The 25,327-nt window shown below is 62.8% G+C and carries 23 protein-coding genes and 1 riboswitch; of the genes, 14 read left to right on the top strand and 9 right to left on the bottom strand.

Translation table 11 applies throughout. The features are described from left to right. Nucleotides 1-100: 100 nt before the first annotated feature. A complete protein-coding gene (gene ahcY, locus H0I86_RS29460) occupies nt 101-1,510 on the bottom strand; it encodes an adenosylhomocysteinase (RefSeq protein WP_180923124.1) in 1,410 nt (469 codons plus the stop codon). Nucleotides 1,511-1,532: 22 nt separating this feature from the next. Next, nucleotides 1,533-1,639, bottom strand: a riboswitch (S-adenosyl-L-homocysteine riboswitch). A gap of 197 nt (nt 1,640-1,836) precedes the next feature. Here ahcY and H0I86_RS29455 point away from each other — a divergent pair. Continuing rightward, nucleotides 1,837-2,241: an acyl-CoA thioesterase gene (locus H0I86_RS29455; protein ID WP_180923123.1), complete on the top strand. Its 405-nt coding sequence runs from the start codon at nt 1,837-1,839 to the stop codon at nt 2,239-2,241. Nucleotides 2,242-2,359: 118 nt separating this feature from the next. Continuing rightward, entirely contained in the window at nt 2,360-3,241 is an 882-nt protein-coding gene (locus H0I86_RS29450; RefSeq protein ID WP_180923122.1) for a formate/nitrite transporter family protein, read from the top strand. On the opposite strand, the gene H0I86_RS29445 is transcribed toward H0I86_RS29450, so the two are convergent. Together H0I86_RS29445 and H0I86_RS29440 are read right to left on the bottom strand one after the other, a co-directional pair. Next, nucleotides 3,235-4,494: a cation:proton antiporter gene (locus H0I86_RS29445; RefSeq protein ID WP_180923121.1), complete on the bottom strand. Its 1,260-nt coding sequence runs from the start codon at nt 4,492-4,494 to the stop codon at nt 3,235-3,237. The two genes, H0I86_RS29450 and H0I86_RS29445, sit on opposite strands and share 7 nt — an antisense overlap. A gap of 176 nt (nt 4,495-4,670) precedes the next feature. Beyond that, nucleotides 4,671-5,840, bottom strand: a complete 1,170-nt coding sequence (locus H0I86_RS29440; protein WP_180923120.1) for an MFS transporter — start codon at nt 5,838-5,840, stop codon at nt 4,671-4,673. 209 nt (nt 5,841-6,049) lie between these two features. Here H0I86_RS29440 and H0I86_RS29435 point away from each other — a divergent pair, with 209 nt between their 5' ends. Both H0I86_RS29435 and H0I86_RS29430 read left to right on the top strand, forming a co-directional pair. Then, nucleotides 6,050-6,883, top strand: coding sequence for an EamA family transporter (locus H0I86_RS29435; protein WP_180923119.1), 834 nt, complete (start codon nt 6,050-6,052; stop codon nt 6,881-6,883). Nucleotides 6,884-6,919: 36 nt separating this feature from the next. Then, nucleotides 6,920-7,306, top strand: a complete 387-nt coding sequence (locus tag H0I86_RS29430; protein ID WP_009051278.1) for an MAPEG family protein — start codon at nt 6,920-6,922, stop codon at nt 7,304-7,306. A 51-nt stretch (nt 7,307-7,357) separates the two neighbouring features. On the opposite strand, the gene mltA is transcribed toward H0I86_RS29430, so the two are convergent. After that, nucleotides 7,358-8,533 (bottom strand): murein transglycosylase A, encoded by a 1,176-nt coding sequence (mltA, locus tag H0I86_RS29425; RefSeq protein WP_180923118.1) that lies wholly within the window; start codon nt 8,531-8,533, stop codon nt 7,358-7,360. Nucleotides 8,534-8,661: 128 nt separating this feature from the next. On the opposite strand from mltA, the gene H0I86_RS29420 reads away from it, so the two are divergent. After that, the gene (locus H0I86_RS29420; protein WP_180923117.1) at nt 8,662-9,111 is read left to right on the top strand and encodes a c-type cytochrome; all 450 of its coding nucleotides are present in this window, start codon (nt 8,662-8,664) and stop codon (nt 9,109-9,111) included. Nucleotides 9,112-9,163: 52 nt separating this feature from the next. On the opposite strand, the gene H0I86_RS29415 is transcribed toward H0I86_RS29420, so the two are convergent. The 4 genes from H0I86_RS29415 to H0I86_RS29400 all read right to left on the bottom strand — a co-directional run bounded on the left by H0I86_RS29415 (nt 9,164) and on the right by H0I86_RS29400 (nt 13,799). Further along, a complete protein-coding gene (locus H0I86_RS29415) occupies nt 9,164-9,559 on the bottom strand; it encodes a DUF1090 domain-containing protein (RefSeq protein ID WP_180923116.1) in 396 nt (131 codons plus the stop codon). Between the two features lie 97 nt (nt 9,560-9,656). Next, nucleotides 9,657-11,345, bottom strand: a complete 1,689-nt coding sequence (ligB, locus tag H0I86_RS29410) for an NAD-dependent DNA ligase LigB (RefSeq protein ID WP_180923115.1) — start codon at nt 11,343-11,345, stop codon at nt 9,657-9,659. Nucleotides 11,346-11,593: 248 nt separating this feature from the next. After that, a complete protein-coding gene (gene metK, locus H0I86_RS29405) occupies nt 11,594-12,784 on the bottom strand; it encodes a methionine adenosyltransferase (protein WP_007922339.1) in 1,191 nt (396 codons plus the stop codon). A 19-nt stretch (nt 12,785-12,803) separates the two neighbouring features. Next, nucleotides 12,804-13,799, bottom strand: a complete 996-nt coding sequence (locus tag H0I86_RS29400; protein ID WP_180923114.1) for an ArsR/SmtB family transcription factor — start codon at nt 13,797-13,799, stop codon at nt 12,804-12,806. 272 nt (nt 13,800-14,071) lie between these two features. Between H0I86_RS29400 and tkt the strand changes: the two genes are divergently transcribed. The 7 genes from tkt to H0I86_RS29365 all read left to right on the top strand — a co-directional run bounded on the left by tkt (nt 14,072) and on the right by H0I86_RS29365 (nt 21,615). After that, nucleotides 14,072-16,069 carry a transketolase gene (gene tkt / locus H0I86_RS29395; protein WP_180923113.1) on the top strand — a complete coding sequence of 666 codons (1,998 nt, stop codon included), beginning with the start codon at nt 14,072-14,074 and terminating at the stop codon, nt 16,067-16,069. A 147-nt stretch (nt 16,070-16,216) separates the two neighbouring features. Further along, a complete protein-coding gene (gene epd / locus H0I86_RS29390) occupies nt 16,217-17,272 on the top strand; it encodes an erythrose-4-phosphate dehydrogenase (RefSeq protein ID WP_180923112.1) in 1,056 nt (351 codons plus the stop codon). Between the two features lie 41 nt (nt 17,273-17,313). Further along, a complete protein-coding gene (locus H0I86_RS29385; RefSeq protein WP_180923111.1) occupies nt 17,314-18,477 on the top strand; it encodes a phosphoglycerate kinase in 1,164 nt (387 codons plus the stop codon). A gap of 31 nt (nt 18,478-18,508) precedes the next feature. Beyond that, the gene (locus tag H0I86_RS29380) at nt 18,509-18,727 is read left to right on the top strand and encodes a hypothetical protein (protein ID WP_124322647.1); all 219 of its coding nucleotides are present in this window, start codon (nt 18,509-18,511) and stop codon (nt 18,725-18,727) included. Between the two features lie 60 nt (nt 18,728-18,787). Beyond that, nucleotides 18,788-19,117: an MliC family protein gene (locus H0I86_RS29375; protein ID WP_180923110.1), complete on the top strand. Its 330-nt coding sequence runs from the start codon at nt 18,788-18,790 to the stop codon at nt 19,115-19,117. Nucleotides 19,118-19,372: 255 nt separating this feature from the next. Continuing rightward, the gene (fba, locus tag H0I86_RS29370; protein ID WP_003229012.1) at nt 19,373-20,437 is read left to right on the top strand and encodes a class II fructose-bisphosphate aldolase; all 1,065 of its coding nucleotides are present in this window, start codon (nt 19,373-19,375) and stop codon (nt 20,435-20,437) included. Nucleotides 20,438-20,694: 257 nt separating this feature from the next. Continuing rightward, nucleotides 20,695-21,615, top strand: a complete 921-nt coding sequence (locus H0I86_RS29365; RefSeq protein WP_180923109.1) for a WaaS/CpsH family glycosyltransferase — start codon at nt 20,695-20,697, stop codon at nt 21,613-21,615. A gap of 25 nt (nt 21,616-21,640) precedes the next feature. Here the strand turns inward: H0I86_RS29365 and H0I86_RS29360 are convergent, their stop codons facing one another. After that, the gene (locus tag H0I86_RS29360; RefSeq protein ID WP_180923108.1) at nt 21,641-22,312 is read right to left on the bottom strand and encodes a polysaccharide lyase family 7 protein; all 672 of its coding nucleotides are present in this window, start codon (nt 22,310-22,312) and stop codon (nt 21,641-21,643) included. A 318-nt stretch (nt 22,313-22,630) separates the two neighbouring features. Here H0I86_RS29360 and H0I86_RS29355 point away from each other — a divergent pair, with 318 nt between their 5' ends. Then, the gene (locus H0I86_RS29355; RefSeq protein ID WP_180923107.1) at nt 22,631-24,754 is read left to right on the top strand and encodes a putative bifunctional diguanylate cyclase/phosphodiesterase; all 2,124 of its coding nucleotides are present in this window, start codon (nt 22,631-22,633) and stop codon (nt 24,752-24,754) included. Nucleotides 24,755-24,796: 42 nt separating this feature from the next. Continuing rightward, complete coding sequence (locus H0I86_RS29350) at nt 24,797-25,309, top strand: M48 metallopeptidase family protein (RefSeq protein WP_016704232.1); 513 nt, start codon at nt 24,797-24,799, stop codon at nt 25,307-25,309. The last annotated feature ends 18 nt before the right edge of the window (nt 25,310-25,327 follow it).

The following is a 25,327-nucleotide window of genomic DNA, read 5'->3' as shown; positions in this document are numbered from 1 at the left end:
AAACTGTTTAAGCAAATAGGGACGAAGCCGAAAGCTTCGAGCGGCAAGCAGGGCTTGTGGCCCTTGCTTGCCGCTTGAAGCTCAAGGCTTGCAACTGCTCTTAGTACCGGTAAGCGTGCGGCTTGAACGGGCCTTCGACGGTCACGCCGATGTAGTCAGCCTGTTGCTTGGTCAGTTGGGTGACCACGCCACCGAAGCCGCGGACCATTTCCAGGGCCACTTCTTCGTCGAGTTTCTTCGGCAGTACTTCAACGGTCAGGCGCTCGGCTTTCTGGGCTGGCGACAGGTCGGCGTACTTCTGGCCGAACAGGAAGATCTGCGCCAGGACCTGGTTGGCGAACGAACCGTCCATGATGCGGCTTGGGTGACCGGTGGCGTTGCCCAGGTTCACCAGGCGGCCTTCGGCCAGCAGGATCAGGTAGTCGTCGTTCTGGGCGTCGAAAGCGCCCGGACCGGTGCGGTGAACCTTGTGCACCTGGGGCTTCACTTCTTCCCATGCCCAGTTCTTGCGCATGAAAGCGGTGTCGATTTCGTTGTCGAAGTGACCGATGTTGCAGACAACGGCGCGCTTCTTCAGGGCCTTGAGCATGTTTGCGTCGCAAACATTGACGTTACCGGTGGTGGTCACGATCAGGTCGATCTTGCCCAGCAGGGCCTTGTCGATGCTCGCTTCGGTGCCGGTGTTGATCCCGTCGATGAACGGCGAAACCAGTTCGAAACCGTCCATGCAGGCCTGCATGGCGCAGATCGGGTCGACTTCGGAAACCTTGACGATCATGCCTTCCTGACGCAGGGACTGGGCCGAGCCCTTGCCCACGTCACCGTAGCCGATGACCAGCGCTTGCTTGCCGGACAGCAGGTGGTCGGTACCGCGCTTGATCGCATCGCTCAGGCTGTGACGGCAGCCGTACTTGTTATCGTTCTTGCTCTTGGTCACCGAGTCGTTGACGTTGATGGCCGGGATCTTCAGTTCGCCCTTGGCCAGCATGTCCAGCAGGCGGTGCACGCCAGTGGTGGTTTCCTCGGTCACGCCGTGGACGCGATCCAGCACCTGCGGGTACTTCTTGTGCAGCAGCTCGGTCAGGTCGCCGCCGTCGTCGAGGATCATGTTGGCGTCCCAAGGCTTGCCATCCTTGAGGATGGTCTGCTCCAGGCACCACTCGTACTCTTGCTCGGTCTCGCCTTTCCAGGCGAATACCGGGATGCCGGCGGCGGCGATGGAGGCAGCGGCCTGGTCCTGGGTCGAGAAGATGTTGCAGGACGACCAGCGTACTTCGGCACCCAGGGCAACCAGGGTTTCGATGAGCACGGCAGTCTGGATGGTCATGTGGATGCAGCCGAGAATCTTCGCGCCCTTGAGCGGTTGTTCAGCGGCGTACTTGCGGCGCAGACCCATCAGGGCCGGCATTTCCGATTCGGCGATGATGGTTTCACGACGGCCCCAGGCGGCCAGGGACATGTCGGCGACTTTGTAGTCGGTAAAATCTGCAGGCGTGATGACAGCGCTCATGAAGAGCCTCCATTCGTAAGTATGCGAATGGGCGCCGTTGTGCGTTTAGTGACTGACCGAACCATCACGGCCAGACAACGCCCCATCCGAGCCTGACAGGTCGAACCTGCTGCAGCGCCCCTCGGACAGGTGGCGGGAAAACGGTATCAGGTGATCGTTACCGTTTTGAAACGGAGGCGATTATAGCCGTCTGCCTGCGACTTCCCAAGGATTTCTGTCGGACGATGATCGAACGGTAATCGCGACCATAGTAGAAGCTCAATAGAGCTCTGCGCCGGGGTCTGCCATGATGCCGGCATCAATCGGCAAGACGGTCAGGAGTGAGTATGAATTTCCACACCCGCAAATGGGTAAAACCCGAAGACCTCAACCCCAACGGCACGCTGTTCGGCGGTAGCCTGTTGCGCTGGATCGACGAAGAAGCGGCGATCTACGCCATCGTCCAGCTGGGCAACCAGCGCGTGGTCACCAAGTACATTTCCGAAATCAACTTCGTCAGCGCCTCGCGCCAGGGCGACATCATCGAGCTGGGCATCACCGCCACCGAATTCGGCCGCACCTCGATCACCCTGACCTGTGAAGTGCGCAACAAGATCACACGCAAAAGCATCCTCACCGTCGAGAAGATGGTTTTCGTCAACCTGGGCGAGGACGGCTTGCCGGCTCCCCACGGTCGTACCGAGATCAGGTACGTGAAAGACCAGTTCAAGGATGACGAGCCGATCGGCTGAGCCGATCCTCTCCACGGTAGGTATCGAGCCTGTCCATTCCTGCATGAGGGCACTGAACGAGCCCTGAACCCGGGATGTCGTACCTGACAAGGTACCCACAGGTTCAGGAGCCACTAACGTGCAGACAGACGGCAAGACCCCGGGCCTTTCTCCCGAAGAACAGCACGACGTAGACAAGAACCAGCCGCCCCGCGCGGCGGTCTTGCACGAGATCATCCGCACCCAGGGCGACAAGGAGCTGGAGCGCAGCGTCGCGGCGCTCTGGTGGTCGGCCCTGGCCGCCGGCCTGACCATGGGCCTGTCGCTGATGGGCATGGGCCTGCTCAACTCGCGCCTGCCCGACGGCGAAGGATTCAAGGTGATTGCCAGTTTCGGTTACTGCGCGGGCTTCCTGGCGGTGATCCTGGCGCGCCAGCAACTCTTCACCGAAAACACTCTGACGGCCGTGCTGCCGGTCATGAGCAAACCCACCCTGGGCAACTTCGCGCGCCTGTGTCGCCTGTGGGGCGTGGTCTTGGTGGGCAACCTGTGCGGCACGCTGCTGGTGGCCTACGTGATGCTGCACCTGCCGATTTTCGACGGCAAGACCGACCTGGCCTTCCTCGATATCGGGCGCAAGGTCATGGAGAACGATGCCGGGCAGATGTTCGCCAAGGGCATCATTTCCGGCTGGATGATCGCCACCATGGTCTGGATGATCCCGTCCATGGAGAGCGCCAAGATGTGGATCATCATCCTGATCACCTACCTGATGGCCCTGGGGGATTTCACCCATATCGTGGTCGGTTCGGTGGAGGTTTCGTACCTGGTGTTTGCCGGCGAATTGCCGTGGCGGGATTTCTGGTGGGTGTTCGCCGGGCCGACGTTGGTGGGGAACATCGTCGGCGGCAGTTTTATCTTCGCCCTGATCAGCCATGCCCAGGTGCGCAGTGAAAGTGGCCTGCCAAAAACGACTGCGGACCCCGAGCGGGTCCGCGATCGATCAGAAAAGGATCAGTGAGCGTCCTGGGTGACCGCTGGCTCATCCTGGGTGACATGGCGTACCAGCTTGCCGATGGTCAGGCCCTGCAGGAGGATCGATGACAGCACCACGATGTAGGTGATGCTCAGTACCAGGTCGCGCTCCGGGCCCAATGGCAGGGCCAGGGCCAGCGCCACTGAAACCCCGCCGCGCAGGCCGCCCCAGGTCAGTACCCGGATAGTGCCGCGCGGCACGCTGCGCCAGCGGCGTAGCAGGACGATGGCCGGGGCCACGGTGAGCAGGCGCGACAGTACGATCGCCACCGCCAGCAGGCACGCGGCCAGCAAGTGCAGCCAGTTGAACGGCAGCAGCAACAGCTCCATGCCGATCAGGGCGAACAGCAGGGCGTTGAGCATGTCGTCGAGCAGTTCCCAGAAGCCGTCCAGGTAACGCCGGGTCATGTCGTTCATCGCCAGGTTGCGCCCCAGGTTGCCGATGATCAGGCCCGCCACCACCATCGCGATCGGCGCCGAGACGTGCAGTTCGCTGGCCATCGCCGAGCCGCCGATCACCAGGGCCAGGGTCAGCATCACCTCGATCTGGTGCTGCTCGATGCTCTTGATCATCAGGTACACCAGGTAGCCGATCAGTCCGCCGAACACCACGCCGCCGATGGCCTCATGGGCAAACAGCAGGGCAGTGGCGCCGAGGGTCGGGGTTTCGCCGAGCTGGGCGATCCCCAGCAACACGGTGAACACCACCACCGCGGTGCCGTCGTTGAACAGCGATTCGCCGACGATAGTGGTTTTCAGTGGCTTGGACGCGTTGGCGGTACGCAGCACGCCGAGCACCGCGATCGGGTCGGTCGGCGAGATCAGGGCGCCGAACAGCAGGCAATAGAGGAAGCTCACGTGCCAGCCGAACAGGCCGAAGATCCAGTAGGCCAGGCTGCCGATGACGAACGTGGCGATCAGCACGCCGACCGTGGCCAACAGGCCGATGGGCCAGCGGTAGCTGCGCAGGTCGTTGAGGTTGACGTGCAAGGCGCCGGCGAACAGCAGGAACGACAGCATCCAGTTCATCAGCAGGTCGCCGAAGTCGATCTGGCCGATCAGCTGTTGCACATGCTCTTCCAGGCCGGGATAGCCGAGGAAGCTCAAGCCTTGCAGCAGCAGGGAAAACAGCAGGGCGGTGACCATCACACCGATGGTCGGTGGCAGGCCGATGAAGCGGAAATTGACGTAGGTGAGCAGGGTGGTCAGGCAGATGAAGGCGGCAACGAGTTCAAGCATCCGGAGTCCCTTGGATAGAAACGTGAAAAGAAAGCCCGAAAGCCATCGGGCAAGGGTTGGATGGGCCGCTGGCGGCCCGGGGCACACCGACAAGGAAAGTTCAGATTCTTCTGGCGGTGAGCCGGTCGGTGTGTGGTTCTAGAGGCGACTGTCGGCCAGTCGCGCGCTCGGCGGCCTCAGCCGGATACATTGACCGCGGCTGCCTGGCGGCGTTGCAGGTGAATGAACAGCAGCGCGGTCAGCACCGTCAGCCCGCCGACCAGCGCTCCGGTCCACGGCAGGTCGGCCAGGTCGGCGCCGCTGGCGACCACCAGGCCGCCGATCCAGGCGCCGGCGGCGTTGCCCAGGTTGAAGGCGCTCTGGTTCAGGGTCGAGCCCAGGTTGGGGGCCTCATGGGCCTGGTCGATGATCAGCAGTTGCAGGATCGGGCACAGGGCGAAGGCGAAAATCCCCCACAACAGCAAAGTGATCGCCGCCGGAATCAGCAGGTGGCTGGTCTGGCTGAACGCAGCCAGCACCAGCACCACAGCCAGCGCCATGGCCACCAGCGACGGCAGCAGGCGGCTGTCGGCCAGGCGGCCGCCGAGCATGCTGCCGGCGGTCAGGCCGACGCCGAACAGCAGCAACATGATGGTCACGCCATGGGGGCTGACGCCGGTGACGTCCTGCAGGATCGGCGCGATATAGGTGAAGACGCTGAACAGGCTGGTGGAGGCCAGCACGCTCATGCCCAGGGCCAGCAGCACGTTGGCCTTGCCCAGGACCTTGAGCTCGCTGGCCAGGTTGGCCTTGTCCATGGCGATATGCCGGGGCAGCCAGAGCCATTGGGCAATGGCGGCGATCACCCCGATCACCGACACCGCCCAGAAGGTCGAGCGCCAGCCGGCGTACTGCCCCAACGCTGTACCCAGCGGCACGCCAAGCACGTTGGCCAGGGTCAGGCCGGTGAACATCATGGCGATCGCCTGGGCGCGTTTGTTCGGCGCCACCAGGCTGGCGGCGACCACCGAGCCGATGCCGAAAAACGCACCATGGCACAGTGCGGTGATCACCCGCGCGGCCATCAGCGTGGCGTAGTTCGGCGCCAGCGCGCAGAGCACGTTGCCGAGGATGAACATCAGGGTCATGCCCAGCAACGTAGCCTTGCGCGGCATGTTGGCGGTGCCGACGGCGAGGATCGGCGCGCCGAACACCACGCCCAGGGCGTAACCGGTGATCAGCAGGCCCGCATGGGGAATACTGACGGACAGGTCGCGGGCGACATCGGGCAGCAGGCCCATGATGACGAATTCGGTGGTGCCGATGCCGAAGGCGGCAACAGCCAGTGCGAGCAAGGCGAGTGGCATGCGAGGATTCTCTGTCTGTAGTCTTGACGCCTTGATCAGGCATACGCATGCCGGCTTTGCTCCTCCATCGGCTCAGGTCCGGCGGATCGGGCAGCAGCAAAAATTATTGGAATAGATATGCGCAACTGAGTGCGGCGTGGTCGGCGTCAGTATAGACAGCCGTAGTGCCTAGGTGAATCGATTCTCTCATCGCAAACAGGGAGTGTGAGGTGCTGGCGACAGCTCTGGTTCTGGTGGCGGCGCTGCTGCATGCGGCATGGAATACTCTGATCAAGTTCAGCGGCGAGCGCTTGTTGGTGGTGGCCTGCATGGACAGTGTCGCCTTGCTGTTCGTGGCGCTGATGCTGGGATTCGTCGCATGGCCGCCGTTGGAGATCTGGCCGTGGATCCTGGCCTCGGCGGTTTTCGAATTGCTCTACCGCTACCTGCTGATCCAGGCCTATCGAGTCGGCGACCTGGGTCTGGTCTATCCACTGATGCGCGGTCTTTCGCCCCTGGTGGTGCTGGCCCTGACCCTGATCTTCGCGGGCGAGGTACTCAGCCCCCAGCAGATCCTCGGCATCCTGCTGATCCCTTTCGGCATGCTGTGCCTGCTGTGGCAGGGCGGTGGCGGCGACCGCCTGCCGTGGTCGATGTTGCCGGTGGTGGCGCTGATCGGCCTGTGCATCGGCTGCTACACCTTTATCGACGGTCAGGCATTGCGCCGCTGGTCCCATCCGCTGGATTACCTGGTGTGGATGACGCTGCTCAGCGCCTGGCCTTTCCCGTTGCTGGCGCTGCTGCGCAAGCGTGCGGCCTTCACCCTGTTCTGGCGCGAGCAATGGCAGCTGGGGTTGAGTGTCGGGTTCTGCGTATTGTTCAGCTACGCTCTGGTGCTGTGGGCCATGCAGCTGGGATCGATCGCCGAGGCGGCGGCGCTGCGGGAAATCAGCGTGATCCTGGTGGTGTTGTTCGGCATGCGTTACCTGAAAGAACCTTTCGGCCGACCTCGGCTCTTAGCTTGTGGGCTGGTGCTGATCGGCATGCTGGTGATGAAGTTCTGACCCCGCTCCCCTCATGACTTTAAAAAGGACTCTGCCATGACCGTTGCTTTCTGGTGTGTATTGATCGCCATCTTCCTGCCTTACCTGTGTAACAGCATTGCCAAGTTCAGCGGGGGCAACTTTGGCCTGCGGCAGAACCATGACCCACGGGCCTATCTCGAGACCCTCGAGGGGTTCGCCCGGCGGGCGCACGCGGCGCAGCTCAACAGTTTTGAAGTGACCCCGGCCTTCGCGGCAGGGGTGATCATTGCCCACATCGCCAACGTCGCCGAACTGGTGACCATCGATGTGCTGGCGGTGCTGTTCATCACCAGTCGCCTGCTGTACATCATCTGCTACCTGGCGGACTGGGCGACCCTGCGGTCGCTGGTGTGGCTCGTCGGTATCGCGCTGATTGCCAGCTTCTTTTTCGTATCGATCTGACCGGCTTTCGTAGCCGCTGCCGCCTCTCGACGAGGCGGCAGCGTTACAGGGTCATTTGCTGTCGGTGACTTCAGGCACTTTCGGCAGCGTGGCGCCCTTGGGCCAGAGCATCCAGATCTGGCCCTGCTGCTTCATGTCCCCCGCCAGTTGCCCGGCCGCGTCGCCGGTGCCCCAGAACAGGTCGGCGCGAACCTCGCCGGCGATCGCGCCGCCGGTGTCCTGCGCCGCCACCGGGCGGATCAGGCTGCTGCCATCGGGCCGGGTGGTGGAGAGCCACAACAGGCTGCCCAGCGGTATCACCTTGCGGTCCACCGCCACGCTGTAGCCGGACGTCAGCGGTACGTTCAGCGAGCCGCGCGGGCCTTCGTTGCTGTCCGGGTTGCGGTTGAAGAACACGTAGCTGGGGTTGCTGCCCAGCAGTTCCGGGATGCGATTGGGGTTAGCCTTGGCCCAGGCTGCGATGGTGCCCATGGTCACGTCCTCTTTCTTCAGCTCGCCCTGATCCACCAGCCAGCGGCCGATGGGGCGGTAGGGGTGGCCGTTCTGGTCGGCATAACCGATGCGTAGCTGGCGCCCGTCTTCCAGCTGGATGCGGCCCGAGCCCTGGATCTGCAGGAATTGCAGGTTCATCGGGTCGGTCAGCCAGGCGATCACCGGCGCCTTGACCCCCTTGGCCTCGATGGTGGCGGCATCGTCGTAGGGTTTCAGTACCCGGCCCTCGAGGCGGCCACGCAGGCGCTTGCCCTTGAGTTCGGGATAAATGCTGTCGAGGGCGACGATGATCATGTCTTCCGGCACGCCGTAGACCGGCACTGACGCGGCCTGGGTCTGGGTCAGGCTGCCCGGATAGACCGGCTCGTAGTAGCCGGTGATCAGGCCGTTGCTGCTGCCGCTGGCCGAGCGCAGGCCGTAGACATCCAGGTGTTCCTTGAGGAAGCTGCGGACATCGAGTGCGGTGAGCGGCACATTGGCCGCCGTCGCGCAGGTCGAGCCCCACACCGGGTCGGCTTTCAGTCGGGTGCAGGCGCTGCGCCAGGAGCCGAAGCCGGCCAGCAGGTCGTTGTCGGACACAGTGGGCAAGGCTTCCCAGCTGGCGCTGGTATAGGTCGCGACAGCGTGGGGTTGGGGTGGCTTGCCGACTTCGCCGCCATTGCAACCGGCCAGCAGGATCGCGGTCGGCAAGGCCCAGGCCAGGTGTCGACGCCACAGTTTGAAACGGGTGCTCATTGGGTAGTTCCTTTGTGGCTTGCCTGGGCGCATGGCAACTTCAGGCAATCCATATTGTTAATAGGGCTATTGGTCTTTGCCGGACAGGCGAGGATACTGGCGGCCGTTTCCCGTGACCCGAAGCCACCATGATTCTTAAAAGACTCTCTGTTGTATTGCTGGCCTGCCTGACGTTGTCCGCCTGCGGCGGTGTCGATCCGAACTCCCCGCTGGGCCAGCGCAAGGCGATCTTCAAACAGATGCTCAAGACCGGTGAGGATCTGGGCGGCATGCTCCGTGGGCGTATCCCGTTCGATGGCCCGCGTTTTACCGAAGGCGCGACCAAGCTGGACAGCCTGTCCCACGAACCCTGGAAGCACTTCCCGCAGGTCAAGGAACAGGAACACACCAGCGCGACTGACGATGTCTGGCAGAAGCAGGCACGCTTCCAGGAACTGGCCCGTGCCCTCGAGGCGGCCACCGGTGAATTGGTCATCGCCAGCAAGATCCAGCCGTACAAGGCCAGCAACCTGGGGCCGGCGGTGCAGAAAGTCGAAGATGCCTGCAGTGCCTGCCATAAAGAGTTTCGCGATCACTGATCCCGTCGCCTGAGGTGGCTGTGGCAGGCACATCTGCCGCAACGGCCCGACCTTACTTGTCCAGTTCGTCGAGAGCTTCCTGCAATTCCTTGCGGGACTCGGCCAGCTTGTCCTTGCGCTTATTGATCTTCTCGGCGTCGCCTTTTTTCATGGCCTTGTCCAGGTCGGTCTGGCGCCGGCTGACCTCGTGCTTGGCTTCCAGCACCTTGTTTTCGCGTTCCTTTTTCAGCGAGGCGTCGGTGCAGTTCGTGGTGGCTTCGCTCAGGGCCTTTTCCAGGCCGGCCTGTTGCTCGCTGTTGCCATGGGCCTTGGCCTGTTCGATCTGGGTGCTGATGGCCTGGCGCTTGGCGGCGCAGCCGGTGAGTTCCTGGGCTTGCTCGGCGGCCACCAGGGCTGGGGTTGTCAGGCTGAACGCGGCGAAGAGGGTGAGCGGTGCAAGGAATTTCATAAAGGCTCCATGTGAAAAGATGAATAGCAGGAGTGGGGCGATGGGCTGTTTGAGCCATCTGCGTCCCCGGGGTTCAACGCCGCCGGTTGTAAAGGCTTCAGAAGCCTTCGATTCCGGCGGCACGTAATTCTTCAGTCAAGGCCAGGACCTGCGGATCGCGGAAAAAGGCGCTCAACTGAGCGGCGCGTCCCGGGCCGATAGCGCTTTGGGTCTGCCACTGTTCGGTGGTTCTGGCCGCCAACACCGCCCAGTCATCCTCGAGCCTGGCGTTGCCGGTCGGTGGCAGTCCAAGGGCTTTGAGCCAGCGCTGAAACGGCTGCTGGCGGGCGCTGTGCAGGCTGCTCAGCAAACGCGCGATGCTGCGTTCGCCAAGGCCGGTAATGTTAGCAAGCTCTGCAGGATCGAGGGTCAACCAATCGACCAGCCCGTTGATCAACCCTGCATCCAGCAGCTTCTCCCAGGTGCCGGCGCCGACATGGGGCAGGTCCAGCCCGGACTTGCCGCTCAGCCAGGTCAGGCGCGCGAGGAACTGGCTCCTGCAGCCGGGCAGGGGTTGCCAGCAACTGAGCGCATGGAAGGCCGAGGCGTCCGGGACTTGCAGCGGAACACGCTGGGGCGTGCGCAGTATCACGCTGTCCAGGCGCGGGATGGTCAGGCCGGCTAGGCTGATCGATACTTGGTCGCCAGGGCGGATATCCAGTTCTTGCCAGCGCGGCAGCGAGCCGACGCTGACCCGCCTGATCCGCCGGTCGTCGAGCTGGACCGGCTCCAGTTCGAGCATCGGGGTGATCCGGCCGGTGCGACCGATCTTGAAGTCGACCTTGCGTACCATGGCCAGGGCCTGGGCGAACGGGTACTTCCATGCGGCGATCCAATAGGGCGCCTTGGCCTGCCAGCGTTGCGCCTCCGGGCGTCGGCTCTGGCGCAGGACGATGCCATCGCTGGCGAAGGGCAGGGCCGAGCGATACCAGTGCTCTCGCCAGCGCTGGACCTCGGCGAACGTACTGGCGCGCTGGCTGTATTCGCTGCTGTGGGGAAAACCCAGGGCCCTGAGGCCGTCCAGGCGCTGCGCCAGGGTGCTCGGGCCTTGGGGCCAGTCCCAGACGAACAGGCCGATCTGGCTGGCCTGCCGGGGATCCAGCTGGTTGCGGGCCAATAGGCCGGCGACTTGGCCACGGGCATTCAGGCTGCCGGCCTTGGCTTGTATGTGATCGTTCTGGCGCCAATAGAGCTCGCCCTGTAGCAGCAGGTCCCGAGGTTCGGGCAGGCGTTTGGGGATGGCGCTTATCTGCTGCGCGGGTCTGGTCCAGTCCTGGCCCTGAAGGCCATCCCCACGGCTGATGGCTTGCTGGAAGCGTCCCTGGCGATAGATCAGGGTCACGGCCACGCCGTCGATCTTGGGCTGTACCCAGACCTCCTCGCGCCCGGCGAACCACTGGCGTACGGCGCTTTCATCGGCCAGTTTCTCCACGCCGGTATGGGGAATGGGATGCGGGACAGTGCCGCGTGCGGTGCGTAGCGGGTTGGCGCGCTCTGCGCCGACGGCGGGGAAACAGCTTTGCCAATGTTCGAGCCGGGCGCGGGACTGGTCGTAGAGTTCGTCAGTCACCTGCGACAGGCCTTCACGGTGGTAGCTGTCGTCCCAGCGGTTGATGTGCTGTTGCAGGGTGGCCGTTTCGGCTTGCGCCTGGGCGGGTGTCCAGTCGGGGCATGGGCTGGCGACGCTCGGCAGGGCGATGGCGCTCAGGAGGAGGCCGGCCATGGGCAGTGCTCTGTAGTCGGGCATGGGGAGCATCCTTGCTCGGGGGGAGTCAGGTTGCAGGCTAGAGGGGTGGGCGGGAGGGAGAAAGGGCGTATGGGTTGCCGGGTATTTCGCGGGCTGGTTTGACGATGGGCCGGTTTTTTCGCGAGCCAGCTTGTACCCGCAGGAATCAGGCTTGCTCCCGTAAGAGGGCCCTGCAAATCATGAAACCTTCAGCCACAAAAAAGCCCCGCAAGGCGAACCGTGCGGGGCTTGGGTAAGTGCTGCCGGGATTACAGGTTGGCAGCGGCGCGCAGGGCTTCGGCGCGGTCGGTCTTTTCCCAGGTGAAGGTGGTGAAAGTATCGTCACCCACGGTCTTGGTTTGCGGGGTGCGGCCGAAGTGGCCGTAGGCCGCGGTCTCGCGGTACATCGGGTGCAGCAGGTCGAGCATGGTGGTGATCGCGTATGGACGCAGGTCGAACACTTCGCGCACCAGCTTGATGATCTTGTCATCGCTGATCTTGCCGGTGCCGAAGGTGTTCAGCGAGATCGAAGTCGGTTGGGCCACGCCGATGGCGTAGGACACCTGGATCTCGCAGCGCTCGGCCAGGCCGGCGGCGACGATGTTCTTGGCCACGTAACGACCGGCGTAGGCGGCCGAACGGTCGACCTTCGATGGGTCCTTGCCGGAGAACGCGCCGCCGCCGTGACGGGCCATGCCGCCGTAGCTGTCGACGATGATCTTGCGACCGGTCAGGCCGCAGTCGCCGACCGGGCCGCCGATGATGAACTGGCCAGTCGGGTTGATGTGGAACTGGGTGTCCTTGGACAGCAGTTCGGCCGGCAGCACGTGCTTGACGATCAGTTCCATCACGCCTTCGCGCAGGTCTTTGTACGACACGTCAGGGTTGTGCTGGGTCGACAGGACCACGGCGTCGATGCCGACCACCTTGCCACCTTCGTAGCGGCAGGTGACCTGGGACTTGGCATCCGGACGCAGCCACGGCAACAGGCCGGACTTGCGGGCTTCGGCCTGGCGCTGCACCAGTTGGTGCGAGAAGGTGATCGGGGCTGGCATCAGCACGTCGGTTTCGTTGCTGGCGTAGCCGAACATCAGGCCCTGGTCGCCAGCGCCCTGGTCTTCAGGCTTGGCGCGGTCGACACCCTGGTTGATGTCGGGGGACTGCTTGCCGATGATGTTCATCACGCCGCAGGTCGCGCCGTCGAAACCGACGTCGGAGCTGGTGTAGCCGATGTCGGTGATGACGTCACGAACGATCTGCTCCAGGTCAACCCAGGCCGAGGTGGTGACTTCGCCGGCGACGATGGCCACACCGGTCTTGACCAGGGTTTCCACCGCTACGCGGGCGTGCTTGTCCTGGGCAATGATGGCGTCCAGCACCGCATCGGAAATCTGGTCGGCGATTTTGTCCGGATGCCCTTCAGACACGGACTCGGAGGTGAAAAGGGAGTATTCGCTCATCTCGACGGGTTCCTAAAATTTACCGATGGTGAGTGTCGCCAGCCGGTCGCTGAAAGTGGCGGACCTGGATCTGGAAACCATTACGTAAACCTACATACAGACTTTCTCCGGGAACCAGTCCCGCAGCGGTGGCCCAGCGGGCCAGGTCGTCCTGGTCAAACCCCAGCCAGAGATCACCGCAGGCCTCCCTGGCCCAACTCTGGTTGTGGCTGCACAACTCTGTCACTAACAGGCTGCCACCCGGTTGCAGCAAGCCGGCCAGGCGCTTCAGCGCATCGGCCGGCGCGGCGAAATGGTGCAGGACCATGTTCAGCACCACGCAATCGGCCGTCAGGCTCACGCCATTCAATGCATCGGCCAGTTGCAGGCTGACGTTAGCCAGCGTTTCGCGTTCACAGATCTGGCGTGCCAGTTCGAGCATGGCCGGGCTGTTGTCCAGCGCGGTCACCCGGGTGAAGCGGTGGGCCAGTTCCGGCAGGAAGCTGCCATCCCCGGGGCCGACTTCGATCGCCGTGGCGGTGTCCGTGAAGTTCAGTTTGTCGAGCAGTGCCAGCACGCTTTCGCGGTACTGGGGCAGTCCTGCGATCAGGTCCTGCTGGGCGCGAAACTTCTCCGCGACCCGTGAGAAAAAGTCCTGGCTGGCGGCCGCCCGCTGGCGGTGCACCAGGCCGATACGCGATTGCACTTCGCCGGGCAGCGTCAGGTTATCCACTTCATCCAGCAGGGCGGCGTGCAGCCGGCCGCCCAGCAGTTCGGTGTGGGGCAGGGCGCGCCGGTAGAAGATTGCGTTGCCTTCGCGGCGGGTCGCCACCAGCTCGGCCTGGGCCAGGACCTTCAGGTGGTGGCTCATGCCGGACTGGCCGATGGCGAAGATCTGCGCCAGTTCCAGTACGCCGAACGAGTCGTTGGCCAGCGCGCGCAATACATTCAGCCGCAGCGGATCGCCGCCGGCCTTGCACAGGGCCGCCAGCTCATCGCAGTCATCGTGGCTAATGGAGGGCGCGCGTAAATTCATAAGGCCAGCAGTCTAGTGACGCACCCCCAACCTCGCAAGACCAATATCAAAAAGTTTTGATATTGCTCGATAGATGGCACTTAACGCAGGTCGTGGTGTTCTACAGACGAACTGCGGAATGGTTTCATCAGGCGAATGCCCCTTTATCGACCGGAAAAACGCGCCAGAGTCATTATCTGTCATTGCCCCCGGCCTACCGCTGAGGGAAAATGCACGCCTTTTTCCGATTCGTTTTATCCAACTCGACTTAGATAACCCCCAGGAGATCAGCGATGCCAAGCCGTCGTGAGCGTGCCAACGCCATTCGTGCCCTCAGCATGGATGCCGTGCAAAAAGCCAACAGCGGCCATCCCGGTGCCCCTATGGGTATGGCGGATATCGCCGAGGTACTTTGGCGTGACTACCTGAAGCACAACCCGAGCAATCCATCCTTCGCCGACCGTGACCGCTTCGTGCTGTCCAACGGCCACGGCTCGATGCTGATCTACTCGCTGCTGCACCTGACCGGCTACGACGTCACCATCGACGACCTGAAGAGCTTCCGCCAGCTGCACAGCCGCACCCCGGGCCACCCGGAGTTCGGCTACACCCCGGGCGTCGAGACCACCACCGGCCCGCTGGGCCAGGGCCTGGCCAACGCCGTGGGCTTCGCCCTGGCGGAAAAGGTCCTGGCGGCGCAGTTCAACCGCCCAGGCCACAACGTCGTCGACCACCACACCTACGTGTTCCTGGGCGATGGCTGCATGATGGAAGGCATTTCCCATGAAGTTGCTTCTCTGGCCGGCACCTTGGGCCTGGGCAAGCTGATCGCCTTCTACGATGACAACGGCATTTCCATCGACGGCGAAGTCGAAGGCTGGTTCACCGACGACACGCCAAAGCGTTTCGAAGCCTACAACTGGCAGGTGATCCGCAACGTCGACGGTCACGACCCTGAAGAGATCAAGACCGCGATCGACACCGCGCGCAAAAGCGAGCAGCCGACCCTGATCTGCTGCAAGACCACCATCGGCTTCGGTTCGCCGAACAAGCAAGGCAAGGAAGATTGCCACGGCGCGCCACTGGGCGCCGAGGAAATCGCCCTGACCCGCGCCGCGCTGAAGTGGAACCACGGTCCGTTCGAAATCCCGGCCGACATCTACGCCGAGTGGGACGCCAAGGAAGCCGGTCGCGCCGTCGAAGCCGAGTGGGACCAGCGTTTCTCCGCCTACTCCGCCGAATTCCCTGAGCTGGCCAACGAACTGGTGCGTCGCCTGAGCGGTGACCTGCCGGCCGATTTCTCCGAGAAGGCCGATGCCTACATCGCCGAAGTCGCGGCCAAGGGCGAAACCATCGCCAGCCGTAAAGCCAGCCAGAACGCCCTGAACGCGTTCGGCCCGCTGCTGCCGGAATTCCTCGGCGGTTCGGCCGACCTGGCCGGTTCCAACCTGACCCTGTGGAAAGGCTGCAAGGGCGTCAGCGCCGAAGACGCCAGCGGCAACTACATGTACTACGGCGTTCGCGAGTTCGGCATGACCGCCATCATGAACGGCGTGGCCTTGCACGGCGGCCTGGTGCCTTACGGCGCGACCTTCCTGATGTTCATGGAATACGCGCGCAACGCAGTACGCATGTCGGCCCTGATGAGGCAGCGCGTGATCCACGTCTACACCCACGACTCCATCGGTCTGGGCGAAGACGGCCCGACGCACCAGCCGATCGAGCAGATCGCCAGCCTGCGCTGCACCCCGAACCTCGACACTTGGCGTCCAGCCGATGCCGTGGAATCGGCGGTGGCCTGGAAAAACGCGATCGAGCGCAAGGACGGCCCTTCGGCGCTGATCTTCTCCCGCCAGAACCTGCAGCATCAGGCCCGCGATGCCGTGCAGATCGCCGCAATCAGCCGTGGCGGCTACGTGCTCAAGGACTGCGCAGGCGAGCCTGAGCTGATCCTGATCGCCACCGGCTCCGAAGTCGGCCTGGCGGTGCAGGCTTTCGACAAACTGACCGAGCAGGGCCGCAAGGTGCGCGTGGTGTCCATGCCATGCACCAGCGTGTTCGATGCTCAGGACGCCGGTTACAAGCAGTCGGTCCTGCCGCTGCAGGTCAGCGCCCGTATCGCCATCGAGGCCGCTCACGCGGACTACTGGTACAAGTACGTCGGCCTGGAAGGTCGCGTCATCGGCATGACCACCTACGGCGAGTCGGCGCCTGCGCCGGCCTTGTTCGAAGAGTTCGGTTTCACCCTGGAGAACATCCTGGGTCAGGCTGAAGAGCTGCTGGAAGACTAAGTCCGCCAGTCGCGTTGTCTGTTGTTCTTCGCGGGCAAGCCTCGCGCCTACGGGATCTTCGTGATCGGTAGGCGCGAGGCTTGCCCGCGATGACAATGGAACAGGCAACACGACAGTGATGGATTCACCCCGGTAATCGAGAACCCCATGCCTCAACCGCGTCCCTATAAAGTTGCACTCAACGGCTACGGCCGGATCGGTCGTTGTGTCTTGCGTGCCCTGTTCGAACGGGGGGCTGCGGCCGGGTTCGAGATTGTCGCGATCAACGACCTGGCCGACATGGCCAGCGTGGAATACCTGACACGTTTCGACTCCACCCACGGCCGGTTTCCCGGCGAAGTGAAGGTCGACGGCGACTGTCTGCATATCAATGGCAACTGCGTGAAGGTCCTGCGCAGTGCCACCCCCGAAGGCATCGATTGGGCGTCCCTGGGCGTCGACCTGGTGCTCGAATGTTCCGGTGCCTATCACACCCGTGAAGACGGCCAGCGTTTTCTCGACGCTGGCGCGCCGCGGGTGCTGTTTTCCCAGCCGATGGCCAGCGAGGCGGATGTCGACGCCACCATCGTCTACGGCGTCAACCAGGACTGCCTGACCGGCGACGAGCTGCTGGTGTCCAATGCGTCCTGCACCACCAACTGCGGCGTGCCGCTGTTACGCCTGCTGGACCAGGCCATCGGTCTGGAATACGTGTCGATCACCACCATCCACTCGGCGATGAACGACCAGCCGGTGATCGACGCCTATCACCACGAAGACCTGCGCCGCACCCGTTCGGCGTTCCAGTCGGTGATCCCGGTGTCCACTGGTCTGGCGCGTGGCATCGAACGGCTGCTGCCGGAACTTGCCGGGCGAATTCAGGCCAAAGCTGTGCGCGTGCCGACCGTCAACGTGTCCTGCCTCGACATCACGATGCAGACCGTGAGCGATACCGACACCGGCGAAGTCAACCGGATCCTGCGCGAGGCTGCCACCAGCGGTCCGCTCAAGGGCCTGTTGGCCTACACCGAGTTGCCGCACGCCAGTTGTGATTTCAACCATGATCCGCATTCGGCGATCGTCGATGCCAGCCAGACCCGTGTTTCCGGCCCGCGGCTGGTGAACATCCTGGCCTGGTTCGACAACGAATGGGGTTTTGCCAACCGAATGCTGGATGTTGCAGGACACTATCTGCAAGCCGCTGTACCCAAAGCCGTCTCTTAACTTCCCGTTTCCAAAAAACAGTAACCCAGGAATTGCGACCCATGACCGTGTTGAAGATGTCCGACCTCGATCTGCAAGGTAAGCGCGTACTGATCCGCGAAGACCTCAACGTCCCAGTCAAGGACGGTGTTGTCACCAGCGATGCGCGTATCCTGGCTTCGCTGCCGACCATCAAGCTGGCCCTGGAAAAAGGCGCGGCCGTGATGGTCTGCTCGCACCTCGGTCGTCCGACCGAAGGCGAGTTCTCCGCCGAGAACAGCCTCAAGCCAGTGGCCGACTACCTGAGCCGTGCCCTGGGTCGTGAAGTGCCGCTGGTGGCCGACTACCTGGGCGGCGTCGACATCAAGGCCGGCGACATCGTGCTGTTCGAGAACGTGCGCTTCAACAAGGGCGAGAAAAAGAACGCCGACGAACTGGCCCAGCAATACGCCGCCCTGTGCGACGTGTTCGTGATGGACGCCTTCGGCACCGCGCACCGCGCCGAGGGTTCGACCCACGGCGTGGCCAAGTTCGCCAAGGTCGCCGCTGCCGGTCCGCTGCTGGCCGCCGAGCTGGAAGCGCTGGGCAAGGCCCTGGGCGCCCCGGCCAAGCCGATGGCCGCTATCGTTGCCGGCTCCAAGGTGTCGACCAAGCTCGACGTGCTCAACAGTCTGAGCCAGATCTGCGACCAGCTGATCGTCGGCGGCGGCATCGCCAACACCTTCCTCGCCGCTGCCGGTCACCCGGTCGGCAAGTCGTTGTACGAGCCGGACCTGCTGGATACCGCTCGTGCCATCGCCGCCAAGGTCAGCGTGCCGCTGCCAGTGGACGTGGTAGTGGCCAAGGAGTTCGCCGAAAGCGCGACCGCCACCGTCAAGCTGATTGCCGAGGTGGCCGCCGACGACATGATCCTGGACATCGGCCCGCAAACCGCGGCGAATTTCGCCGAGCTGCTGAAGTCGTCCAAGACCATCCTGTGGAACGGTCCGGTCGGTGTGTTCGAGTTCGACCAGTTCGGTAACGGCACCAAGGTGCTGGCCCAGGCCATCGCGGAAAGTGCGGCGTTCTCCATCGCCGGCGGCGGCGACACCCTGGCGGCCATCGATAAATATGGCGTAGCCGAGCAAATCTCCTACATTTCTACCGGCGGTGGCGCTTTCCTCGAATTCGTCGAGGGCAAGGTGCTGCCGGCGGTCGAAGTCCTGGAAAGCCGGGCCAAAGCCTGAAGTCCCAATGGCCAGGCAAAGGAGTGTTCATATGGTCAAGACGTTACCGCTGTTGATCGTTGCGGGCTTGCTGGCCGGTTGCGGCAGCCAGCCTGCCCAGCCGGAGCCCGAGTCGGGAGAGCCGGAGAGAGGCTGCTATCAGGCCGACTGGCAGGCCGAGACCGCGCCTGTGATCAACAAGCGCATGGGACCCGATGCTCTGGATAAGTACGAGACGCCAGCCAAGGCCAAGGAACATGGTTGCCCTTGACGGGTCTGATTCGATAACGCGCTGTGCTGGCGGCCGTGGGCCGTCAGCCGAGGAACACCGATGAAAGGCTTTATCGCCGTGGCTGCGCTGGGATTGCTGGCAGGTTGCGCCAACTTCGACCTGTTCAAGCCGGCCGAGACGGACAACTGGACGACCTGGGTGTGCGACAGCCAGGCGCAAGTGGTCTGGCGCTACGCCGACAGCAGCCGCAAGGAAGTCGATGTGCGGCTGGGCGGGGCCGACCAGGTCTATCGCCTGAAGCTGGAGCCGAGCGGTTCCGGTTCGCTGTACAGCAACGACATGCTGGCGTTTCACGAAAAAGGTGACGAAGGCCTGGTTTACTGGGTTGCCACCAACGATTTGATCGGCCGCGGCTGTAAAGCGCCGTAGGCCGGGAGCCGATGTTGAACCTGTAGGAGCGAAGCTTGCTCGCGATAGCGATCCAACCGTCAACAGAGATGTTGAATGTGATGACCCTGATCGCGAGCAGGCTTCGCTCCTACAGAGAGAGGCGCGGCTCTTGAGATTGATGCAGTAACGAATCGGCAGGCCGGGCTGACCCCCGATCTGCAATCACTTGAATAGCAGCCGCCGCTACGGCAGGCTTGCACGATTAACGACCCTCGACCGGGAGAGATACACACAATGGCACTCATCAGCATGCGCCAGATGCTGGACCACGCAGCCGAGTTCGGCTACGGCGTTCCAGCCTTCAACGTCAACAACCTTGAACAGATGCGCGCCATCATGGAAGCCGCTGACAAGACTGACTCTCCGGTGATCGTCCAGGCTTCGGCCGGTGCCCGCAAATACGCCGGCGCGCCTTTCCTGCGCCACCTGATCCTGGCGGCGATCGAAGAATTCCCGCACATCCCGGTGTGCATGCACCAGGACCACGGCACCAGCCCTGATGTCTGCCAGCGCTCGATCCAGCTGGGCTTCTCCTCGGTCATGATGGACGGCTCCCTCGGCGAAGACGGCAAGACCCCGACCGACTACGAGTACAACGTTCGCGTGACCCAGCAGACCGTGGCCATGGCTCACGCCTGTGGCGTTTCGGTAGAAGGCGAGCTGGGCTGCCTGGGTTCCCTGGAAACCGGCATGGCCGGTGAAGAAGACGGCATCGGCGCCGAAGGCGTGCTGGACCACAGCCAGATGCTGACCGACCCGGAAGAAGCCGCGGACTTCGTCAAGAAGACCCAGGTCGACGCCCTGGCCATCGCCATCGGTACCAGCCACGGAGCCTACAAGTTCACCAAGCCGCCTACCGGCGACGTGCTGGCGATCGACCGCATCAAAGAGATCCACAAGCGCATCCCCAACACCCACCTGGTGATGCACGGCTCGTCTTCGGTTCCGCAAGAGTGGCTGGCGATCATCAACCAGTACGGCGGCGACATCAAAGAAACCTACGGCGTGCCGGTTGAAGAAATCGTCGAAGGCATCAAGTACGGCGTGCGCAAGGTCAACATCGACACCGACCTGCGCCTGGCGTCCACCGGTGCGATGCGTCGCCTGATGGCCACCAACCCGAGCGAGTTCGACCCGCGCAAGTTCTTCGGCGCCACCGTAACCGCCATGCGCGACGTGTGCATCGCCCGTTACGAAGCCTTCGGCACCGCCGGCAACGCTTCGAAGATCAAGCCGATCTCCCTGGAAGCGATGTTCCAGCGCTACCTCAAGGGTGAGCTGAACGCCAAGGTCAACTAAGCCTTAGCGTTTTTACGAGAAAGCCCGCAGCCATGCGGGCTTTTTTGTGGCTGTTGTTTGGTGTGGGTAATGGCTAATCGCCATTTCTTGGGATTTTGGTCGGGTGGGGCGTGATAGCATTGGAGCCGTTTTGTAGGAAACGCTAGGTTCAAGCGACCGCTATCAAGCGGAGCTTGCGATTGATTACTCAAGTTAAGGGCCATGAAGTTCGGATGAAGGTTTTTTTCTTGGGGTGGACAGCGCAGTACGAGCGCCGAATGATCGATTACCTGTCTACCCGACACAACGTTGCCATGATGTCTCTGCCTTCATCGGCCAAGCGTGCGGTGCGCTATGTAAAGTCGATCAACAAGTGCCTGCCGTTCCTCGGGATTGGTACTGAGTGGCTGGGGAAGCTGGTGCTGTCGCTCAACCGGGTCAGCAGCGAGGATATTCTGGTCTGTAACGAAGGGCAGGTCAGGCGCGGACTGATTCCCAGTGTGATCGACAGCTTTTCCGGCAGGAAAGTGTTGTTGATGCGGGACCTGGTCACCCGGGACTTCGTGGAGCAGATGCGTGGCAGTTTCGACATCATCTACAGCTACGACCGCAATCAATGTGCCGCGTTTGGCATGGAATACCTTCCGCAGTTTTTCCCATTCGGTTACTTCGAAGCTCGACAGATGGTCGAGGCCCGAGCTTGCCGCCGGGAGGTAAAGCGCTGCTTTTTTCTGGGGCGGGACAAAGGTCGTACCGATGAAATCGAGGCACTGGCGCGGGTGCTTGAGGCTAAAGGCAGCGAGGTCGACTTTGCGATCGTCAGGGACTGCACGTCGAATGCGCATTCCCGTTTTTATATCGACGATATCCTGAGTTATGAGCAAAACATCGAGAAGTCGGTGGCTGCGGATGTTCTGGTGGAAATCAACCAGGAAGGCCAGTCGGGGTTGACGCTCAGGACGCTGGAGGCGGCGTTCTTCAACAAGAAGCTGATCACCAGCAACGTTGAAGCCAGGGCATGCGACTTCTACCGGCCAGAAAACATTTTTATCGCAGACGAGGGTTCGTTTGTGGGGCTGGAAGCCTTCCTCGAGAAGGAGCCGGTTTTGATCGAGCGGGAGGTGTTGTCCAAGCACACTCCCGAGCACATGCTCGAGCGCATCATCGCCGATACGCAGGCAGAAGCGGCTCCAGCATAAACAACAGTGCTCGGGAGTCGGCGGCTCAGGTCTCGTTGTGATCGATATCCAGCTTGTAGAAGGTCACCTTGCCGCCTTCGGTGGTGTAGCCGGTGTTGTCCTGCACGTACACCCCGGCCTTGAAGTACAGCGGTTTGTCGCGCCAGGAACTGCTGAGCTGGGTGTCCCATTGGTAGCCCGCGGCGCTGACGCCCAGCGCGCCGCCGGGGCTGAGGTGGATCAGGTAGGAGAACTCGCGGTCCAGCGGCACGTTCTCGGCGACGATGATCACCCGGCTTTCGGCATCGTCCGGGTGCATGCGGACCTTGGCGACGATGTTGCCGCTCTGTGTGGTGGTCTTGTACTGGTACTCGACTTTCACCAGCGGCCTGGTGCTGTTGTAGGCGTGGATCTGGCCGATGACGATCTTGCCCGTGGACGGCACCTGGTTCACCGCCAGGGTGGCATAGAGCAGGTTGTCGGCTTCCGGGTAGGTCCAGTTCTTCAGGGTGCCGTTGGCGTAGGTTTCACGCAGCTCGCTGCGCGGGTAGATGGCATTGGCGGTACGGGAGCCGGTGACGGGCGACCAGAAGAACAGGGTGCCGGTGTCGGAATGGAAATACTGGTTCTTGAAGCCATCCACCAGTTGGGGGGTGTCGATGGTCGCCGGTGGACTGCCTTCGGGAATGCTCAGATTCCAGGTTGCGAGGTCGATCATAGTCAAAGCTTCCCGATTTGATGCCGGATGAAAGCCGACAAAGGCTTTAGCCTGCGCTTTTGAAGGCGGTCTTTATAAGCGTAGAAGCCGCTTTTGTTAATGCCCGCCTGGCGGATAATTGGCGTCAACCATCTGTCGAAAAGCTGCCGCCACCGCTTTCAGCGCCTATGGGGCTGACCGTTAGTCGGGTGCCTGGGGCTTTGGCTAAATGCTGGCGCTGTGACAGCTTCTGCTTTGCGGGTTCCGGGTCTAGAGTGAAGGCTCAGTTTTTGTCCGGTCTTCTTCGCAGGCCGGCCCTACACAGACAAGAGAAGCAGCATGGAATGCGCGCAAACTCGGCCAGGTGAAGCCAGCTCGGTCTTACTGATTGTTGATGATTACCCCGAAAATCTGCTCAGCATGCGAGCACTCCTGCAGCGCCACGACTGGCAGGTCATGACCGCCGCCTCGGGTGTCGAGGCCCTGGGTCTGTTACTGGAACACGACATCGATCTGGTGTTGCTGGATGTGCAGATGCCGGAAATGGACGGTTTCGAAGTCGCCCGCCTGATGCGCGGCAGCCAGCGAACCTGCCTGACCCCGATCATCTTCCTTACCGCCAACGAGCAGTCCAAGGACGCCGTGATCAAGGGCTACGCCAGCGGCGCGGTGGATTACCTGTTCAAGCCGTTCGACCCGCAGATCCTCAAGCCCAAGGTCCAGGCGTTGCTGGAGCAGCAGCGCAATCGCCGCGCGCTGCAGCGTCTGAGCCACGACCTGGAGAACGCCCGGGCCTTCAACGCCTCGGTGCTGGAGAACGCCGCGGAAGGGATTCTGGTGGTGGATGAAGGTGGGATCGTCCGTTTCGCCAACCCGGCGGTCTCGCGTTTGCTCGACGCTCCGGTGAGCGAGCTGGAGGGTTCGGCGCTGCTCGACTATCTGCAAAAACCCCATGTGCCGCAGTGGGCCGAATCCGAGCTATATGCCTGCTATCGCAAGGGCGAGACCTACCGCCTGCACGACGCCATCTTGCGTACCCTGCCGGGCCAGCAGGTGTCGGTGGCGTTGTCCTGCGCGCCGCTGCCGAGCGAACAGAAGGCGATGGTGGTGACCCTGCTCGACATGTCGGAAGTCCGCCACCTGCACCAGCAACTGGAATACCAGGCGGTGACCGATCCGCTGACTGGCCTGCTCAACCGGCGCGGCTTCTACCAGACCGTGGAAAGCGTGTTGCTGCGCAGCGAGCGCTCGGACAAGTCGCTGGTGCTGCTGTACCTGGACCTGGATGGTTTCAAGCGGGTCAACGATTCCCTGGGGCACGACGCGGGGGATCGGGTGCTGCGCTGGGTGTCCGAGCAGATGAAAGCCTGCCTGCGCTCCTTCGACATCCTGGCGCGCATGGGCGGCGACGAGTTCACCGCGTTGCTGGAACTGGAGTTCCCGGAACAGGCGGCGAAGATTTCCGAGAAGCTCATCGAGCGGATATCGATCTGTCAGCAGATCGACGGTCTGGATGTCGCCCTGGGGGCCAGCATCGGCATCGCCATCTACCCCGATTGCGGTTCCAACCTGGATGGCCTGATGCGCGCGGCGGATATCGCCATGTATGAGTCCAAGCGTGCCGGGCGCCAGCAATACCGTTATTACGACCACGAAATGAATGGCCGAGCCCGCTCGCGGCTGATGCTCGAGGAAAGTGTGCGCAGCGCGGTCGAGCGCAAGGAGTTCAACCTGGTGTACCAGCCCCAGGTGGCGATTGCCGACGGGCACCTGCGCGGTTTCGAAGCCCTGTTGCGCTGGCGGCATCCGAGCGTCGGCGATGTGCCGCCGGGGTTGTTTTTGCCGCTGCTGGAGGAAGCGCGGCTGATCAGTCGCCTGGGCAGCTGGATCTACCAGCAGAGTACGAGCCAGCGGGCGTCCTGGAAAACGCTGTTCGCCGAGCAGACCGTGTTGGCCGTGAGCTTGAGCGGCACCCAGTTCGCCATGCCGAACCTGGTCACCGAACTGCGCCAGGTCCTGGAGCGTCACGGCCTGGAGCCGTGGCAACTGGAAGTCGAGGTTACGGAAAGCGCCTTGACCCAGAACCTCGATGAGTCGCGCAAGCAACTGCGCCTGTTACGCAGCCTCGGGGTGCGGGTGGCGCTGGACGACTTCGGGTCGGGCGACTGTTCGTTGGCTCACCTGCGGGACCTGGAGCTCGATACCCTCAAGCTCGACCGCCACCTGATCGCCAGGTTGCCGGGCTCGACGCGGGATGCGGCGCTGGCGCGCTGCGTGATCGACTTGTGCAAGGCGTTCGGTGTGCTGGTGATCGCCGAAGGCGTGGAAACCCTGGAACAGTACCGCTGGCTGCAGGCCAACGGCTGCGAGTACGTGCAGGGTTTCCTGGTGGCGCGGCCGTTGATCGCCGCGGATGCCGAGCGCTTCGCCGAGCCCTTCGACTGGAGCGCGTTGCCGGGTTGAATTCGCTACACTGGCGGCCTTTCGTGATTGCGTTGCCGCCCCATGACCGCGTTGAAATACCTCCAGGCCTATCCCGCCACCCTGCAAGAGCAAGTGCGCCAGCTGATTGCGCAAGGGCGGCTGGGCGACTACCTGAGCCAGCGTTATCCCGGCAAGCACGGGGTACAGAGCGACAAGGCGCTGTACGGCTATGCCCTGGAGTTGAAGCAGGAGTACCTGCGCAACGCCCCGGCCATCGACAAGGTGCTGTTCGACAACCGCCTGGACCTGACGCACCGCGCCCTGGGCCTGCACACCACGATCTCGCGGGTCCAGGGCGGCAAGCTCAAGGCCAAGAAGGAAATCCGCATCGCCTCGCTGTTCAAGGAGGCGGCGCCGGAATTCCTGCGCATGATCGTCGTCCACGAGCTGGCGCACTTCAAGGAAAGCGAGCACAACAAGGCCTTCTACAAGCTCTGCGAGCACATGCTGCCGGGCTATCACCAACTGGAATTCGACCTGCGGGTCTACCTGACCTGGCGCGAGCTGCAAGCGCGTCCGGGCGGGGCTGAGTGACCCTGGGCACAAGGAGCG

This window comes from Pseudomonas chlororaphis subsp. aurantiaca, from assembly GCF_013466605.1.
Classification (GTDB): Bacteria; Pseudomonadota; Gammaproteobacteria; order Pseudomonadales; family Pseudomonadaceae; genus Aquipseudomonas; species Aquipseudomonas chlororaphis_I.
Note: the sequence above shows the minus strand (reverse complement) of the source record. Positions and strands in the feature narration are given on the sequence as shown.

Coding starts and splice junctions, on each gene's coding strand:
- H0I86_RS29385 (WP_180923111.1), top strand. CDS start 17,314: ATGACCGTGTTGAAGATGTCCGACCTCGATCTGCAAGGTAAGCGCGTA.
- H0I86_RS29365 (WP_180923109.1), top strand. CDS start 20,695: ATGATCGATTACCTGTCTACCCGACACAACGTTGCCATGATGTCTCTG.
- H0I86_RS29350 (WP_016704232.1), top strand. CDS start 24,797: ATGACCGCGTTGAAATACCTCCAGGCCTATCCCGCCACCCTGCAAGAG.
- epd (WP_180923112.1), top strand. CDS start 16,217: ATGCCTCAACCGCGTCCCTATAAAGTTGCACTCAACGGCTACGGCCGG.
- ligB (WP_180923115.1), bottom strand. CDS start 11,345: ATGCCCGACTACAGAGCACTGCCCATGGCCGGCCTCCTCCTGAGCGCC.
- H0I86_RS29360 (WP_180923108.1), bottom strand. CDS start 22,312: ATGATCGACCTCGCAACCTGGAATCTGAGCATTCCCGAAGGCAGTCCA.
- tkt (WP_180923113.1), top strand. CDS start 14,072: ATGCCAAGCCGTCGTGAGCGTGCCAACGCCATTCGTGCCCTCAGCATG.
- H0I86_RS29415 (WP_180923116.1), bottom strand. CDS start 9,559: ATGAAATTCCTTGCACCGCTCACCCTCTTCGCCGCGTTCAGCCTGACA.
- metK (WP_007922339.1), bottom strand. CDS start 12,784: ATGAGCGAATACTCCCTTTTCACCTCCGAGTCCGTGTCTGAAGGGCAT.
- ahcY (WP_180923124.1), bottom strand. CDS start 1,510: ATGAGCGCTGTCATCACGCCTGCAGATTTTACCGACTACAAAGTCGCC.
- H0I86_RS29445 (WP_180923121.1), bottom strand. CDS start 4,494: ATGCTTGAACTCGTTGCCGCCTTCATCTGCCTGACCACCCTGCTCACC.
- H0I86_RS29455 (WP_180923123.1), top strand. CDS start 1,837: ATGAATTTCCACACCCGCAAATGGGTAAAACCCGAAGACCTCAACCCC.
- H0I86_RS29400 (WP_180923114.1), bottom strand. CDS start 13,799: ATGAATTTACGCGCGCCCTCCATTAGCCACGATGACTGCGATGAGCTG.
- H0I86_RS29440 (WP_180923120.1), bottom strand. CDS start 5,840: ATGCCACTCGCCTTGCTCGCACTGGCTGTTGCCGCCTTCGGCATCGGC.
- H0I86_RS29430 (WP_009051278.1), top strand. CDS start 6,920: ATGACCGTTGCTTTCTGGTGTGTATTGATCGCCATCTTCCTGCCTTAC.
- fba (WP_003229012.1), top strand. CDS start 19,373: ATGGCACTCATCAGCATGCGCCAGATGCTGGACCACGCAGCCGAGTTC.
- H0I86_RS29355 (WP_180923107.1), top strand. CDS start 22,631: ATGGAATGCGCGCAAACTCGGCCAGGTGAAGCCAGCTCGGTCTTACTG.
- H0I86_RS29420 (WP_180923117.1), top strand. CDS start 8,662: ATGATTCTTAAAAGACTCTCTGTTGTATTGCTGGCCTGCCTGACGTTG.
- mltA (WP_180923118.1), bottom strand. CDS start 8,533: ATGAGCACCCGTTTCAAACTGTGGCGTCGACACCTGGCCTGGGCCTTG.
- H0I86_RS29380 (WP_124322647.1), top strand. CDS start 18,509: ATGGTCAAGACGTTACCGCTGTTGATCGTTGCGGGCTTGCTGGCCGGT.
- H0I86_RS29375 (WP_180923110.1), top strand. CDS start 18,788: ATGAAAGGCTTTATCGCCGTGGCTGCGCTGGGATTGCTGGCAGGTTGC.